The sequence below is a fragment of the Bordetella genomosp. 9 genome, from assembly GCF_002261425.1.
Lineage (GTDB): Bacteria > Pseudomonadota > Gammaproteobacteria > Burkholderiales > Burkholderiaceae_B > Bordetella_C.
This window is the reverse complement of the sequence record NZ_NEVJ01000002.1, coordinates 520832-535869: the sequence shown is the minus strand read 5'-3', so window position 1 is coordinate 535869 and position 15038 is coordinate 520832. Positions and strand designations below refer to the sequence as shown.

Sequence of the window (15038 nt, the reverse complement as noted above, 5' to 3'; positions counted from 1 at the left end):
CATGGCAAAAAGCAAAGGCCCCGGAGCGATCCGGGGCCTTTGCCTTGCGCGGTCGCGGCGCGCCGCGTTCAGGTCTTCAGGCGGTAGCCCGTCTTGAAGATCCAGCGCACGGCGGCCATACAGACCACCAGGAACACCAGCGTCATGCCCAGGCTGACGCCGACGTGCACGTCGGCCACGTTGAAGAAGCTCCAGCGGAAACCGCTGACCAGATAGACCACCGGGTTGAACAGGGTCACGGCGCGCCAGAAGTCAGGCAGCATGTTGATCGAGTAGAAGCTGCCGCCCAGGAAGGTCAACGGCGTCACCACCATCAGCGGTATCACCTGCAGCTTTTCGAAGCCGTCGGCCCAGATGCCGATGATGAAGCCGAACAGGCTGAAGGTCACCGACGTCAGCACCAGGAAGCCGATCATCCAGAGCGGGTGCGCGATATGGAACGGCACGAAGATACGCGCCGTCACCAGCATGATGACGCCCAGGATGATGGACTTGGAAGCCGCCGCGCCCACATAGCCGATCACGATCTCGACGTAGGAGATCGGCGCCGAGTGGATCTCATAGATCGTCCCGGTAAAGCGGGGCATATAGATGCCGAACGAGGCGTTGGATATGCTCTGGGTCAGCAGGGCCAGCATGATCATGCCGGGCACGATGAAGGCGCCGTAGCTGACCCCGTCGATGTTCACCATGTGCGAACCGATGGCGGATCCGAACACCACGAAGTACAGCGAAGTGGAAATCACCGGCGACGCGACGCTTTGCATCAGCGTGCGCCACATGCGGTGCATTTCGAACAGGTAGATGGCGCGTATGGCGTAGATATTCATGGTCGGCGCTTGTTGTTCAGGAACGTGCATGGACCAGGCTGACGAAGATCTCTTCCAGCGAACTCTCGGACGAGCGCAGGTCGGCGAACTCGATGCCGGCTTCTTCGAGCTTGCGCAGCAGGTTCCCGATATCGCCCCCGCCTGCCTGGTTGTCGTAGGTGTAGACGAGCTCGTGGCCGTCGCCGGCAAGCTCCAGCTGGTCGCCCTGCAATGCGGCGGGCAGCGCCGGCAGCGGCGTCTTCAAGGTCAAGGTCAATTGCCGCTTGCCCAGCTTTTTCATCAGGGCCTGCTTGTCCTCGACCAGGATGATCTCGCCGCCGCGGATCACACCCACCCGATCGGCCATTTCCTGCGCTTCCTCGATGTAGTGCGTGGTCAGGATGATGGTGACGCCCTGCTCGCGCAGGCGCCGCACCATTTCCCACATGCCTCGGCGCAACTCGACGTCGACGCCGGCCGTCGGCTCGTCCAGGAACAGGATGCGCGGTTCATGCGACAGCGCCTTGGCGATCATGACGCGCCGCTTCATGCCGCCGGACAAGGCCATGATGCGGGCGTCCTTCTTGTCCCACAGCGACAGGTCGCGCAACACGCGTTCGATATGGGCCGGGTCCGCCGGCTTGCCGAACAGGCCCCGGCTGAACGTGACCGTGCTCCAGACACTTTCGAAGGCGTCGGTATTCAGTTCCTGCGGCACCAGCCCGATGCTCGCGCGGGCGGCTCGGTAATCGCGGATGATGTCGTGGCCATCGGCCAGCACCGTGCCCTGGCTGGGGTTGACGATGCCGCAGATGATGCTGATCAGCGTCGTCTTGCCGGCGCCGTTGGGCCCCAGCAAAGCGAAAATTTCGCCGCGACGGATGTCGAGGTCGACGTTCTTCAATGCCTGCAGGCCAGACTTGTATGTCTTGGACAGGCCCCTGACGGAAATGATCGGATCCACGCCGTTCCCTTGCCTAAATCGATTGCAGGGATTCTACCCGCCGGAGATTGCGGAATCCGGCGATATCGCGCGCCGGAGCGCCGTGCCGGCCGACATGACAGTCCGGGCAGCGCAAACAATGCGCCGGACCGCATATCGCGGCGCCGCGGCCGACCGCCTAAAATAGCGCCGTACGCATGACTTGCATTGCCCATCCATGAATCTCGACCAAGCGCCGCTGGGACACGATGTCGCCTACCCCGCGGAATACGATCCAGGCCTCCTGTACCCCATCGAGCGCGCCGCCAACCGCGCGGGGATAGGCGTCGGCACGCCCCTGCCTTTCCACGGCGCCGACATCTGGAACGCCTATGAGCTTTCCTGGCTGGATCCGCGCGGCAAGCCCCGCGTCGCCATCGGGCGCTTCACGGTGCCCGCCGATACGCCGTGCATCATCGAGTCGAAGTCGTTCAAGCTTTACCTGAATTCGCTGAGCCAGACCCGCTTGCCGGACGCGGAGGCCTACATGGAACGCGTACAGCGGGACGTCAGCGCCGCGGCCTGCGGTCCGGTGCGGCTGACGCTGGTCGCGCCCCGTGGATTCCGGGACGAAGGCATCGTCGAGCTTCCCGGCGAAACGCTGGATGACCTGGAGGTCGACATCGAGGCCTATACGCCGGCGCCGGCGCTCCTGCGCTGCGTACCCGGCGCGGGAGAAGTCGAGGAAACCTTGACGTCGGACCTGCTGAAATCGAACTGCCCCGTGACCAGCCAGCCCGACTGGGGCAGCGTGCAGATCCGCTATCGCGGCCCGAAACTGGACCGGGCCGCCCTGCTCGCCTATATCGTCTCTTTCCGCCAGCACACGGAATTCCATGAACACTGCGTGGAGCGCATCTTCACCGACCTGATGGCGGCCTGCCGGCCGTCGCGGCTATCGGTGTATGCACGCTACACGCGGCGGGGCGGCCTGGACATCAATCCATGGCGGGCGACCCCGGGCTGGCCCGGCCCCGCGGCGGAAGGCCGCAGCGCCAGACAATAGCGCGGCCGGGCTGGCGCTACTCGGGCTGGATATTGTTGGTCTTGATGATGCGCGACCACTGCGCGCTGTCGCGCTCGGCCAATGCGGCGAGTTCCGCCGGGCTGGTCGCCTGCGGCTCCACGCCCAGTTCGCGCAGCTTGGCGGCCACCGTGGGATCGGCAACCGTACGCCGGATGGCCTGGTTCAGCTGGTCGATGGTGGCGGCGGGGGTTTTCGCCGACACATAGATGCCGCTCCAGTTGTTCAGCAGCTCCATGCCCGGAATGCCCTCTTCCGCGAAGGTGGGAATATCCGGGAACAGCTGGCTGCGCTTGGGCGAGGCGATCGCCAGTCCCTTCAGTCCGCCCGACTTCACCAGGGCCTGGATACCCGGCACGTCGCCCACGAAGGCATCCACGTGCCCGCCCATCAGGTCGGAGATCGCCGGCGCCGCGCCTTTCTCCGGCACGTGCAGGAACTGCACCTTGGTCTTTTCGCTAAGCAGCGCGATCGCCATATGGGGCATGCTGCCGATGCCGGACGAGGCGAAGTTGACCTGCCCGCCCTTGCCGGCGTTGGCGACGAATTCCTTGGCGTTCCTGGCCGGGTTCTTGGGATTGACCACCAGCATTTCCGGCGTGTTCACCACCAGCGATACCGGCGCGAAATCCTTCACGCTGTAGGCCAGCTTGGGATACAGCGACGGGTTGATGGTGATCGCGCCCGCCGTGGTGATCCACAGCGTCTTGCCATCCGCCGGTTCATGCAGCACATACTGCGCGGCCACCGCGCCGTTGCCGCCGGGCCGGTTTTCCACCACCACGTTCTGCTTGAGCTCCTTGCCGAGCTGCTCGCTGATCACGCGCGCCATCAGGTCCGATGGGCCGCCGGCCGGAAAGGCCACGACCAGCCGCACGTAACTGCCCTGCGCCAGCGCGGTACCGGCGGGCGCGGCAATCAATGCCAGGGTGGACAGGACGGCCGGCGCGCAACGCCTGGCCCAGTTGGTGAATGCCATGATGTCTCCTGATCGCTTGTTGGAATTCTTGTCCGCCGAGTGTTGGCGCTTATGGCGGTCCGCGCAAGATGCTTGCGACGCACTGTCCAGCAGGCGGACAGTGCCTGCGGGCCCGAGTCACCGGACGGCGCACTTCTCCACCAGCGCCATGTCCGGATCGCGTCCCAGACCGGGCCCCGTGGGCACGGCCACGCGGGCGCCGGATGCCCGCACCGCGTCGCCCAGCGGGTTCACGTCTATGGTGCAGTAGCAGTATTCCAGCTCGATGTCTTCTTCCAGGGCCGCCAGCACGTGCACGGTCGCCAGCAGGCCCGGCCCCACGTAGGGCGAATGCGGCGCCAGCTTGACGCCGTATTCGCGCGCCAGGGCGGCAATGCGCATCAGCTCGGAGATCCCGCCCACCTTGGTGGCGCTGGGCTGCGCGTAGTCCACCGCGCCGGCGTCGAACATGGCCTTGAATTCCAGGTAGCCGGCGGCGTTTTCGCCGGCGGCCGTCGGCACGGGGGCCACGCGCCGCACGCGCGCCAGGCTGGCATGGTCTTCCGGCGGGAAGACGGGTTCTTCCAGCCAGTGCAGGTCCAGGTCCTTCATCTGGCGCGCCATGGCGATCGCCTCGTCGGCGGTCCAGGGGCAGTTGGTGTCCACCGTCAGCTTGATGCCGGGGCCGATCGCCTCGCGCGCGCGGCGGACCTGTTCGACGCCGATTTCATGCAGCTTGATGGTGGTATAGCCTTCGGCCACCGCGCGGGCGGAATTGCGCGCCACCACGTCGGGATCGGTGTAGCGCATCAGGCTGGCATAGGCCGGCACGCTGTCGCGCCGCCGTCCCGCACGCCCGGGAGCCAGCAAGTCGGCGACCGGCTTGCCGGCCGCCTTGCCCGCCAGGTCCCACAGCGCGATGTCCAGGCCGGACAAGGCATACATGACCGGGCCGGAGCGGCCGAGCAGGTGGAACTTGCGGGTCAGGTCGTTCATCAGGCCGGCGATGTCGGCCTCGTCGCGGCCCACGGCCAGGGGCGCCACCAGCGCCTCGATGGCGGCCTTGGTGGCCGGCCACACGGCGAAGCCGAAGGCCTCGCCCCAGCCCACCAGGCCCTGGTCGGTTTCGACGCGGATAAGCAGCATCTCCATTTCGCGCGGCTTTCCCGCCAGCATCGGCTTGGGTCCGCCGATCTCGAACGGCATGGACAAGGGAATCGCGGAAACGGAGCGGATGGTCATAGGCCTTTTTCGCGGATGGCCGGCCAGGCGCGCTGCAGGTAATACAGCATCGACCAGACCGTCAGGATGGCGGCGATGAAGATCAGGATATTGCCCAGCACGCGGGTGCTGATGCCATGTATGGGCTGGTAATACAGCAGGCAGGGGATCGCCACCATCTGCGCCGCCGTCTTGAACTTGCCCAGGCGGTGGACGGCCACGCTGGCGCTGGCGCCGATTTTCGCCATCCATTCCCGCAGCGCGGAAATGGTGATTTCCCGGCCGATGATGATCAGCGAGATATAGGCGTCCACCCGGCCCAGGTACAGCAGCACGATCAGGGCGGCGCTGACCATCAGCTTGTCGGCCACGGGATCCAGGAAGGCGCCGAAGGCTGACGTCTGGTTCCATTTGCGGGCCAGCCAGCCGTCGAACCAATCGGTCAACGCGGCGATGATGAACGCCGCGGCCGCGAACGTGTCCCGATGGGATTCGGCCAGCCAACTGGAAGGCAGATAGAACAGCCCAACGACCAGCGGGATCATGGCGATCCGCAGCCACGTCAGGATTATGGGAACGTTAATAGGCATGATGAGCCGTATGCTACAACAGCCCCGGACCACCCGGCTGTCATCTTCCGGACGAGCGGGCCGGACGCCGTGGCCAGGCGCGGCCGGCCAGGTGCGGCCGGCCGGGTCCATCGCTAATGCAGCGCGTCGTAGATACGCTCGGCCAGCTCCTGGGAAATGCCGTCCACCGACGCCAGGTCCTCGATGCTGGCCCGCGATACCCCGGAAAACCCGCCAAAGCGCGCCAGCAGGCGCTGGCGCCGCCGCGCGCCGACGCCCTCGATTTCCTCCAGCCGGGATACGTTGCGGGCCTTGGCCCGCCGTGCCCGCATGCCGGTGATGGCGAAACGGTGGGCTTCGTCGCGGATCTGCGCGATCAGCATCAGCGCCGCCGATTCGGGCCCCAGGGCCACCGGCGCGCGCTCGTCGGCGAAGACCAGGGTTTCCAGGCCCACCTTGCGGCCCTCTCCCTTGGCCACGCCGACCAGCACGTGCACGTCCAGGCCCAGCTCGGCGAACACCTGGCGGGCGACTTCCACCTGGCCCTTGCCGCCGTCGATGAGCACCAGCCCCGGCAGCGGGGCTTCGCCGTCCGCGACCTTGGCGAAGCGGCGCGTCAGGACCTGGCGCATGGCCGCATAGTCGTCACCCGGGGTGATGCCGGCAATGTTGTAGCGCCGGTACAGCGACGGCTGCATCTCGTGATGTTCGAACACCACGCAGGATGCCTGCGTCGCTTCCCCCGCCGTGTGGCTGATGTCGAAGCATTCGATGCGCAGGCCGTCCAGCGCGGCCTCGTCCGTATCCATGTCCAGCGTTTCGGCCAGCGCCAACGTGCGCGCGGCGCGCGCGCCGGATTCGGTCAAGGCCCGCGCCAGGGCCATTTCGGCGTTGCGGGTGGCCTGCTCCAGCCAGGAGCGGCGCACGCCCTGCGGCCGCGTCAGCACGCGGCTGCGCGTGCCGGCCTGCTCCGCCAGTAGCGCGAGCAGCTCGTCGTCCGGCAAGGGATGCGAACACACCATGACAGGCGGCAGCGGATTGTCCGTGTAGTGCTGGCCGACGAAGGCTTCCAGCACGTCGGGCGCCGATTCGCCTTCGGCATGCGTGGGAAAGAAAGGCTTGTCGCCCAGGTGGCGGCCGCCACGCACCATGGCCAGGTTCACGCAGACGCGGCCGCCGGCCGCGGCCACGGCGATGATGTCGCAGTCCTCGCCGCCCATGTCCTCCATGGTCTGCTGGTGCAGCACGCGCGCCAGCGACCCCATCTGGTCGCGCAGCGACGCGGCCGTTTCGAATTCCAGGGCTTCGGACGCGCGCAGCATGCGCGCCTCGATGTCCTGCATGACTTCCTTGGCCTGGCCGTTCAGGAACCGGCCGGCCCGCGCGACGTCGTTGGCATAGTCCTGGGCCTGCACCGCGCCCACGCAAGGCGCCGAACAGCGGCCGATCTGGTGCAGCAGGCAGGGCCGCGAACGGTTGGCGAATACCGTGTCCTCGCAGGTCCGCAGCCGGAACACCTTCTGCAGGATCTGGATGGTTTCGCGCACCGCCCAGGCATTGGGAAACGGCCCGAAGAACTGGCCCGGCTTGTTGGTCGAGCCGCGGTAGTACGCGATACGCGGCCAGTCATGCGCGGTGATGAGCAGATAGGGATAGGACTTGTCATCGCGGAACAGGATGTTGTATCGCGGACGCAGGCTCTTGATCAGGTTGTTTTCCAGGATCAAGGCCTCGGCCTCGGATCGCGTGACCGTGACTTCCACCTGCGCGACCTTGCCCACCATCTGCGCGATGCGCGGGCTGGTCAGGGTCTTCTGGAAATAGGAAGACACGCGCTTCTTGAGGTCGCGCGCCTTGCCCACATACATGACTTCGCCATTCGCATCGATGTGCCGGTACACGCCCGGCAGATGCGGCAGGTCAGCCAGAAACGATTTGAGATTGAAGGCTTCGGGCATGCTGGTAACGGCGATCGGCCTGGAGATCATCCCAGGCCACGGACGGGGTGCGCGGCATCAGGCGGCGTATGCGTTCGACGGATTGCGGGTCGGATTCATGTTGCAGGCGCTCCAGCAATTCGTCGGCCAGGTCTGGCCTGTTGCACACCAGCACCATGTCGCAACCCGCCCCCAGGGCGGCGTTGGCGCGGGCCAGGATATCTCCCGCCACCGACGCCCCTTCCATGGTCAAGTCATCGGAAAACACCACGCCATCGTAGCCCATGCGGGTACGCAGGATATCCTGGATCCAGCGCCGCGAAAAACCGGCCGGCTTGTCGTCCACCTTGGGGTAGATCACATGCGCCGGCATGACCGAAGGCAGCACCAGATCGCCCAGCCAGCCATAGGGCGCGGAATCCTCGCGCAGCACGCGCTCCAGGCTGCGCGGATCGACGGGAATTTCGTGGTGCGAATCGGCGCTGACGAAGCCGTGTCCCGGGAAATGCTTGCCGCACGCGGCCATGCCCGCCAGGCCCAGCCCCTGGATGAGCGCGCGCGCCAGCATCGCGACCACGCGAGAGTCGCGATGGAAGGCACGATCGCCGATCACCTTGCTGACGCCGTAGTCCAGGTCCAGCACCGGCGTGAAGCTGAGGTCCACGCCGCAGGCGCGCAGCTCCGCCGCCAGCACGTAGCCGGTTTCCGTGGCCAGGCGCATCGCCAGCAAGGGATCGCTATCCCATACGCGGCCCAGGCCGCGCATTGCCGGCAAGGGCGTGAAGCCGTCGGTACGGAAACGCTGTACACGGCCGCCTTCATGATCCACGGTGATCAGCAGCGGTTCGTCGCGCACCTTGCGGATGCGGGCGGTCAGTTCGCAGAGGGTCTGCCGGTCCTGGAAGTTGCGCGCGAACAGGATGACGCCGCCCACCAGGGGATGGCGCAGGCGCTTTCTTTCTTCCTTGGTCAGCACCGGGCCGGCCACGTCCACCATGACGGGGCCGGGCGGCAGCGATTTCTTCCTGGATTTGTTCTTTTCACGTGGCATGGGGATCTCTGTTCTGGATCCGGCGCGGCGCGCCGGCTTCATGGGCGAAATGCCGCCCTGTGTGTCCTTCCGCGACCGCGGGTTCGATGGGCTTGCGTGGCGCCATTCGACGGCTTTGACGGCTTCGCCGCCGTCGATGGCACCGACGGCGGCGTGCTCACGCGGTCCGCCGTTCGACGATCACATAAGCGGCGGCCATGTCGGTCTCATCGGTCAGCGATACGTGCGCGGCGCCGAAGCGGGGCTCGTACCAGGCCAGCAATTCCGGCGACAGTACCAGAACGGGACGCCCGCCGGGCGCGTTCAGCGTCTGCACCCGGCGCCATGTCATGGGCATGCGCATGCCCAGTCCTATCGCCTTGGAAAAAGCTTCCTTGACCGCGAACCGGGTGGCCAGGAAGCGCACGCCGCGGCGCGGATCGCGCGCGCGCCGCGCATGGAACTTGGCCAGTTCCTGTTCGCCCAGCACCTTCTCGGCAAAACGGTCGCCGTGGCGCCGCAGCGCCCGCTCGATGCGATCGATGCGGATCAGGTCCAGGCCGATGCCGGCGATGGCCGGCATGGCGCCCGCCGGGCTGGCAATGGGATGCGCCGGGTGCATCAGCGGATATCCGGTGCCACGCGTGCCCGCACCATCAGCGCCTTCATGTCCCGCACGGCTTTTTCCCAGCCGTCGAACACCGCGCGCGCCACGATGGCATGCCCGATGTTCAGTTCCGCGACGCCGTCCAGCGCGGCGATGGGCTGGACGTTGCCGTAGTGCAGCCCGTGCCCGGCATTGACCTGCAGCCCGTGCCGCAGCCCTTCGGCCACGGCGCGCCGGATGCGCTCCAGTTCGGCCTGGGCGGCGTCGCCATCGGCTTCGGCATAGGCGCCCGTGTGCAGCTCGATCACGCGGGCCCCGCTGCGGGCGGCCGCGGCGATCTGCCCGGCGTCGGGATCGATGAACAGGGACACCCGGATGCCGGCATCGTGCAGCTGCGACACGGCGCCGGTGACGGCGGCCAGGCCGCCCACGACATCCAGGCCGCCTTCCGTGGTCAGTTCGGCGCGCTTTTCCGGCACAAGGCAGACGTCCTGCGGGCGCACATCGCAGGCGATGTCCAGCATTTCGCGGGTGACCGCGCATTCCAGGTTCATCCGGGTGCGCAGCAGCGGCCGCAGGCGCCGGACATCGGCGTCCTGGATATGGCGCCGGTCTTCGCGCAGGTGCAGGGTAATTACGTCGGCGCCGGCGTCTTCGGCGCGCAGGGCCGCTTCGACAGGGTCGGGATAATCGGTGTGCCGTTGCTGGCGCAGCGTGGCTACGTGGTCGATATTTACGCCTAGGTCTATCATCGCGTCGCGTGTCGTCTGGGTTCCGGCGCACCGCCCATCGATACTGGGCAGCCGGAACGGAACAGGACAATATTATCGCGCCGCGCGAGCGGCCGCGCCTTGCCACACCGGCTCATCCCACCCGGCGCCACCCACGGCCATCCAAGCCCGCTACTCCTGCGTGGCCAGTTCCCCCACGAACACATAGCCCATGCCGTGCACGGTATGCAAGGGCAGCCTTTCGCCGCTTTCCTGCACCTTTTTGCGCAGGCGGCTGATCGCCACGTTCACCGAACGCAGATTGGTGGCAGTCATGAATGCGCTCATGGCCGAGCGGGACAGCTCGCGCTTGGGATTGTCCAGCAGGCAGATGAAGCAGGCCCGCTCCGTGCCCGTCAGATGGATGCGCTTGCCGGCGGGCGTCACCAGGACCCAGCCCTGGTACAGCACGCGCCAGGGCTCGCGGGCGGGCAAGCCGCGCGCGGCGCCCGCCGCCGACGCATTGCCGGCCGCGAGCGCGCCGCCCTGCAGGGCCATGCCCCGCAAGGCATAGCCGGCGGTGCGGCTGCCTGGCGCCGATCCCAGCAGGCCGGCGATATCGGTGGATCCGACCAATCCCACGGCGTTGGGGGTCGGCGCGGCCCGGGCGGCGGGACTGGCGGCCGGCGTCGACGCGGGATGGACGGGCGGGATGGCCGCGCCCGCGGCCCCCGCCGATCGCCGGCGCTGGCGCATCGCCCGGCGCGCCTGGGCACGCAGCAGCGCGGCGAGTTCGTTCGCCTCGTAGCGCCGGTCCAGGCACATGTGGGCGCCTGCCTGCAACGCGTTCAGCCGGGTCTGCTCGGCGGCGTCGGGCGCCTGCAGCAGGATGCCGGCGCCGTATTGCGCGCTGAGGCGTGGCAGCACGGCATCCACCACCTGGCTGACCGGCGCGCTCGCCCCGACCAGCACCAGGTCCGGATCGCGCAGGTCCAGCCACTGGAAAAGGCCGGCCGCGTCACGGCAGCCATGAACGTGAAAGCCCAGCCGGGCGAGCAGATGGACGGTCCGATTGCGGGTATCGTCGTCCGGCTCCCACAGGGCCAGGGAAAGCGGCGTATTTTCAGTCTGAGTGCACGATTCCATGACATTCCACAAGATTGCGAAGGATGATCGAGGTGCAGCGAAAGCTACCACCTTGATTTCCTTGCGTTTCCGATGGAGATGCCAATTAGGACGGATCCTGGGCGCGAATGCTCAGACGTTGTCCGGACGATGGATGTCGTGCGTCACGAAATGCTCGCCTTCCGGCGGCAGGTCCAGCACGCCGGGCAGCCCCAGCGTGGAGCGGATATCGGCCAGGCCGGACGCCCAGTGGTCGCGCATGGCCTCGATACCGAACTCGTAATCCTTGGAATGGCGCTCGTAGTTCTTGGTGTCGTAGATCAGGTTGATCACGTTGACCGCCGGAATCTGCGCGTCGCGGCGGATCTCCGCCAGGTCGGGCGCCTTGCGCCGCTGGGGCGGCAGCAGGGCCAGCACGCGCTGCAGGTCTTCGCGCAGCTTGATGTTGGATTTCAGGGTATCGGTCACCAGCCGCGTGCGGCTGGAGTACTGGATGTCCTTGCGGCGCTCTTCGACCTCGTCCATGTTCGCGGGCAGCGGGCCGCGCGCCGGCCAGAGATCGACCTGGAACACCAGGGTGTCGCGCATGGGGCTGCCCGTCAGCACGTAGTAGAGCGGCGTGTTCGATACCAGGCCGCCGTCCCAGTAGTATTCGCCGTCGATTTCGACGGGCGGAAATCCCGGCGGCAAGGCGCCGGACGCCATGACGTGATGCGGCGTCAGCTCGCACTGCGTGCTGTCGAAGTAGGAAAAATTGCCGGTACGCACGTTCACCGCGCCGAAGCTGGCGCGCACGGACCCATTGTTCAGCAGGCCGAAATCGACATAGGTGCGCAGCGTCTCCAGCAGCGGCGACGTGTCGTAATAGCTGGTGGCGGCGATGCCCTGCTGGAAGAACGGCGGCGGCACGCGCGGCTTGAAGAACCCGGGCTGCCCATGGAACAGCGCCGAGGCCGCCGCCAGCCGCCCGTTCATCCATGCGCCCCACGGCAGGCTTTCGTATCCGTAGGACCGGCAGATGGTTTCCCAGAAGCCGCGCAGGCGCTCCACACGTTCGTCCGCCGGCGAACCGGCGATGATGGCGGCATTGATGGCGCCGATGGAAATCCCCGCCACCCAATCGGGCCGCAGGCCATCGTCGTGCAGGCCTTCGTACACGCCGGCCTGGTAGGAACCGAGCGCCCCGCCGCCCTGCAGGACCAACGCCACCGTGCCGTATGCACACTTCTCGCGCCTGGATCGGGCCATCGGGTCAGTCCAGCAGCAAGGCGTCGTCGGCCAGCTTTTCGCCCCGAACCCGCTCGAACATGGCGAGCAGGTCGGGCACGGTCAGCCCCTGGCGCGCTTCGCCGGAGACGTCCAGCACCACCTGGCCCTGATGCAGCATGACGGTGCGATCGCCGACTTCCAGGGCCTGGCGCATGCTGTGCGTCACCATCAGCGTGGTCAGACGGTTTTCGGCGACGATGCGCGCGGTCAGGCCGAGCACGAAGTCGGCGGTGCGCGGATCGAGCGCCGCCGTGTGTTCGTCCAGCAGCAGCAGACGCGAAGGCCGCAGGGCCGCCATCAGCAGGCTGACGGCCTGGCGCTGGCCGCCCGACAGCAGTCCGATGCGGTCGCCCAGGCGGTTTTCCAAGCCCAGCCCCAGGGTGGCCAGGCGTTCGCGGAACCCGCCGCGCATGGCGGCCTTGACGGCGTGCCGCAGGCCGCGGCGGGCGCCGCGAGCCTGCGCCAGCGCCATGTTTTCCTCGATGGTCAGGTCCTCGCAGGTGCCGGCCATGGGATCCTGGAACACGCGGGCGACGTAATCGGCGCGGCTCCAGGACGGCTGGCGGGTCATGTCCCTGCCGTCGATTTCGATGCGGCCGCTATCCACCGCCTGGTCGCCCGACACCGCATTCAGGAACGTCGACTTGCCGGCGCCGTTGGAGCCGATGACGGTGACGAACTGGCCGGTCGGGATGTGCAGGGACAAGCCGCGCAGGGCGCGGGTTTCGATGGGCGTGCCGGGATTGAAGGTAATGTGCAGGTCGTGGGCGGTCAGCATGTCAGGCCCCTTGTCCCGAACGCCGGCGCCGCCGCAGGCGCGGGATCACCAGCGCGATCGTCACCAGCACCGCGGTCACCAGGTTCAGGTCCTGGGCCTGCAGGCCGATGAAATCGATGTTCAGCGCCAGCGTGACGAAAAAGCGGTAGACGATGGCGCCCAGGATGACCGCCAGCGTGGCCAGCGCGATGCGGCGCGCCGGCAGCAGGCTTTCGCCGACGATGACCGCGGCCAGGCCGATGACGATGGTGCCCAGGCCCATGGATATGTCCGCTCCGCCCTGCGCCTGCGCGAACAGGGCGCCGGCCAGCGCCACCAGGGCGTTGGACAACGCCATGCCGCCCAGGACGAGCCGTCCGGTGTTGACGCCCTGCGCGCGCGCCATGCGCGGATTGGCGCCGGTCGCCCGCAGCGCCAGCCCCAGCTCGGTGGAAAGAAACCAGTCCAGCAGCAGCTTGCAGGCGATCACCACCACCAGCAGGATCAGGGGACGCGCCATGTAGTCGCTGAGCCACTTGGGCTGCAGCATGGTGTAGACGGTGGGTTCGGTGATCAGCGGCACGTTCGGGCGGCCCATCACGCGCAGGTTGATCGAATACAAGGCGATCATGACCAGGATGCTGGCGAGCAGGTCCATGATGCGCAGCTTGATGTTCAGCCAGCCCGTCACCCAGCCCGCCAGGGCGCCCGCCAGGATGGCGCAACCGGTCGCGGCGAAGGGATTGAAACCCGCCGAGATCATGGTGGCCGCCACGGCGGCGCCCAACGGGAAACTGCCATCGACCGTCAGGTCGGGGAAGCGCAGCAAGCGAAAGGAAATCAGGACGCCCAGGGCCACCAGGCTGAAGACCAGGCCGATCTCCAGCGCGCCCAGCAAAGAGAAAAAAGACATCTTGGCGGCCGTGGTTTACTTGATGACCGTCGCGGCCGACTTGATCAGGGCTTCCGGCAAGGCGACGCCCTGGGCCTGGGCGGCGGCGGGGTTCAGGGTGAGCTGCACCTTGTTGACCGTGGCCGACGGAATCGCGCCCGGTTTTTCACCCTTCAGGATGCGCACCACGATGTCGCCGACCTGCTGGCCCAGCTGGTAGTAATCCACCCCTTGCGCGGCGATCGCGCCGCGCTTGACGCTGTCGTTGTCCGCCGCGATCAGTGGGATCTTGGCGTCGGCGCCCACCTTGACCAGCGACTCGTAGGCGGACACGACGTTGTTGTCCGTGCTGGTGTAGATGACGTCCACCTTGCCGATCAGGCTGCGCGCGGCGGCGGCGACGTCCACGGTGCGCGGGGCGGCGGCTTCCACCAGGCTCATGCCGGCCTTGGGCAGGAGTTCCTGCAACTGCTTGACGACGACCACGGAATTGGCCTCGCCGGGGTTGTAGACGATGCCCACGCGCTTGGCGTTGGGCACGATCTTGCGGATCAGGTCGATCTGCCGGTCCAGTTCCAGCGCGTCGGAAACGCCGGTGACGTTGGTGCCGGACGGCCCCATCGACGGCACCAGCTGCGCCGCCACGGGATCGGTGACGGCGGCATAGACGACCGGGATATCCTTGGTGGCGGCCACCACGGCCTGCGCCGCCGGCGTGGCGATGGCGACGATGGCATCGGGACGGTCGCCGACGAACTTGCGGGCGATCTGCGCGGCGGTGCCGGTGTTGCCCTGCGCGCTCTGGTATTGCCATTTCAGGTTCTTGCTCGCGTCGTAGCCTTTCGCCTTGAGCGCGTCCTTGACGCCGTCGCGCACGGCATCCAGCGCGGGATGCTCGACGATGGCCATCACGGCCACCGACTTCTGCCCGGCAGGCGCGGATAGCGCGGCTCCGCCCGAGTGCAGCGCGGCAGCCAGCCCCAAGGCGCCGGCAATCGCGAATACGGCGGATTTTTTCTTGGACATATAAGCAGGCTCCTCGACCTTGGAATGCGCCGGGGACGGGCCGCCCGTGGCGGGCTCCGAGTGGCGCCCGTCCCCTGAAAGTGCATAGTCTAACTTGGCGTAGTGGACCGCCACGCGGGGGA

General features: G+C 67.2%; 15 protein-coding genes. 1 reads left to right on the top strand and 14 read right to left on the bottom strand.

Annotated features, from left to right (window positions below):
* Positions 1 to 68: 68 nt before the first annotated feature.
* Together CAL26_RS08450 and CAL26_RS08445 are read right to left on the bottom strand one after the other, a co-directional pair.
* Positions 69 to 830, bottom strand: a complete 762-nt coding sequence (locus CAL26_RS08450) for an ABC transporter permease (RefSeq protein WP_094846457.1) — start codon at positions 828 to 830, stop codon at positions 69 to 71.
* Positions 831 to 846: 16 nt separating this feature from the next.
* Entirely contained in the window at positions 847 to 1773 is a 927-nt protein-coding gene (locus CAL26_RS08445) for an ABC transporter ATP-binding protein (RefSeq protein ID WP_094846456.1), read from the bottom strand.
* Between the two features lie 196 nt (positions 1774 to 1969).
* On the opposite strand from CAL26_RS08445, the gene queF reads away from it, so the two are divergent.
* Complete coding sequence (queF, locus tag CAL26_RS08440) at positions 1970 to 2797, top strand: NADPH-dependent 7-cyano-7-deazaguanine reductase QueF (protein ID WP_094846455.1); 828 nt, start codon at positions 1970 to 1972, stop codon at positions 2795 to 2797.
* A 16-nt stretch (positions 2798 to 2813) separates the two neighbouring features.
* On the opposite strand, the gene CAL26_RS08435 is transcribed toward queF, so the two are convergent.
* From CAL26_RS08435 to CAL26_RS08380, 12 genes are all read right to left on the bottom strand, one after another.
* A complete protein-coding gene (locus CAL26_RS08435) occupies positions 2814 to 3794 on the bottom strand; it encodes a Bug family tripartite tricarboxylate transporter substrate binding protein (protein ID WP_094846454.1) in 981 nt (326 codons plus the stop codon).
* A gap of 117 nt (positions 3795 to 3911) precedes the next feature.
* Positions 3912 to 5015, bottom strand: a complete 1104-nt coding sequence (locus CAL26_RS08430) for a mandelate racemase/muconate lactonizing enzyme family protein (protein WP_094846453.1) — start codon at positions 5013 to 5015, stop codon at positions 3912 to 3914.
* Positions 5012 to 5584 (bottom strand): CDP-diacylglycerol--glycerol-3-phosphate 3-phosphatidyltransferase, encoded by a 573-nt coding sequence (gene pgsA, locus CAL26_RS08425; protein ID WP_086064157.1) that lies wholly within the window; start codon positions 5582 to 5584, stop codon positions 5012 to 5014. Before pgsA ends, CAL26_RS08430 begins: the two co-directional genes overlap by 4 nt.
* A gap of 113 nt (positions 5585 to 5697) precedes the next feature.
* Complete coding sequence (gene uvrC / locus CAL26_RS08420) at positions 5698 to 7521, bottom strand: excinuclease ABC subunit UvrC (protein ID WP_094846452.1); 1824 nt, start codon at positions 7519 to 7521, stop codon at positions 5698 to 5700.
* On the bottom strand, positions 7484 to 8551 hold the full coding sequence (gene nagZ, locus CAL26_RS08415) for a beta-N-acetylhexosaminidase (protein WP_094846451.1): 1068 nt from the start codon (positions 8549 to 8551) through the stop codon (positions 7484 to 7486). Before nagZ ends, uvrC begins: the two co-directional genes overlap by 38 nt.
* A 157-nt stretch (positions 8552 to 8708) precedes the next feature.
* On the bottom strand, positions 8709 to 9152 hold the full coding sequence (acpS, locus tag CAL26_RS08410) for a holo-ACP synthase (protein WP_094846450.1): 444 nt from the start codon (positions 9150 to 9152) through the stop codon (positions 8709 to 8711).
* Entirely contained in the window at positions 9152 to 9889 is a 738-nt protein-coding gene (locus CAL26_RS08405) for a pyridoxine 5'-phosphate synthase (RefSeq protein ID WP_094846449.1), read from the bottom strand. The genes acpS and CAL26_RS08405 overlap by 1 nt, the downstream gene beginning before the upstream one ends.
* A gap of 150 nt (positions 9890 to 10039) precedes the next feature.
* Positions 10040 to 10993 (bottom strand): response regulator transcription factor, encoded by a 954-nt coding sequence (locus CAL26_RS28850; RefSeq protein ID WP_373454461.1) that lies wholly within the window; start codon positions 10991 to 10993, stop codon positions 10040 to 10042.
* A 111-nt stretch (positions 10994 to 11104) separates the two neighbouring features.
* Entirely contained in the window at positions 11105 to 12220 is a 1116-nt protein-coding gene (locus CAL26_RS08395; protein ID WP_094846448.1) for a patatin-like phospholipase family protein, read from the bottom strand.
* Between the two features lie 4 nt (positions 12221 to 12224).
* Positions 12225 to 13019 (bottom strand): ABC transporter ATP-binding protein, encoded by a 795-nt coding sequence (locus CAL26_RS08390; RefSeq protein ID WP_094846447.1) that lies wholly within the window; start codon positions 13017 to 13019, stop codon positions 12225 to 12227.
* Between the two features lies 1 nt (position 13020).
* Positions 13021 to 13911 (bottom strand): ABC transporter permease, encoded by an 891-nt coding sequence (locus CAL26_RS08385; RefSeq protein ID WP_094846446.1) that lies wholly within the window; start codon positions 13909 to 13911, stop codon positions 13021 to 13023.
* 15 nt (positions 13912 to 13926) lie between these two features.
* On the bottom strand, positions 13927 to 14916 hold the full coding sequence (locus CAL26_RS08380) for an ABC transporter substrate-binding protein (RefSeq protein ID WP_094846445.1): 990 nt from the start codon (positions 14914 to 14916) through the stop codon (positions 13927 to 13929).
* Positions 14917 to 15038: the final 122 nt, after the last annotated feature.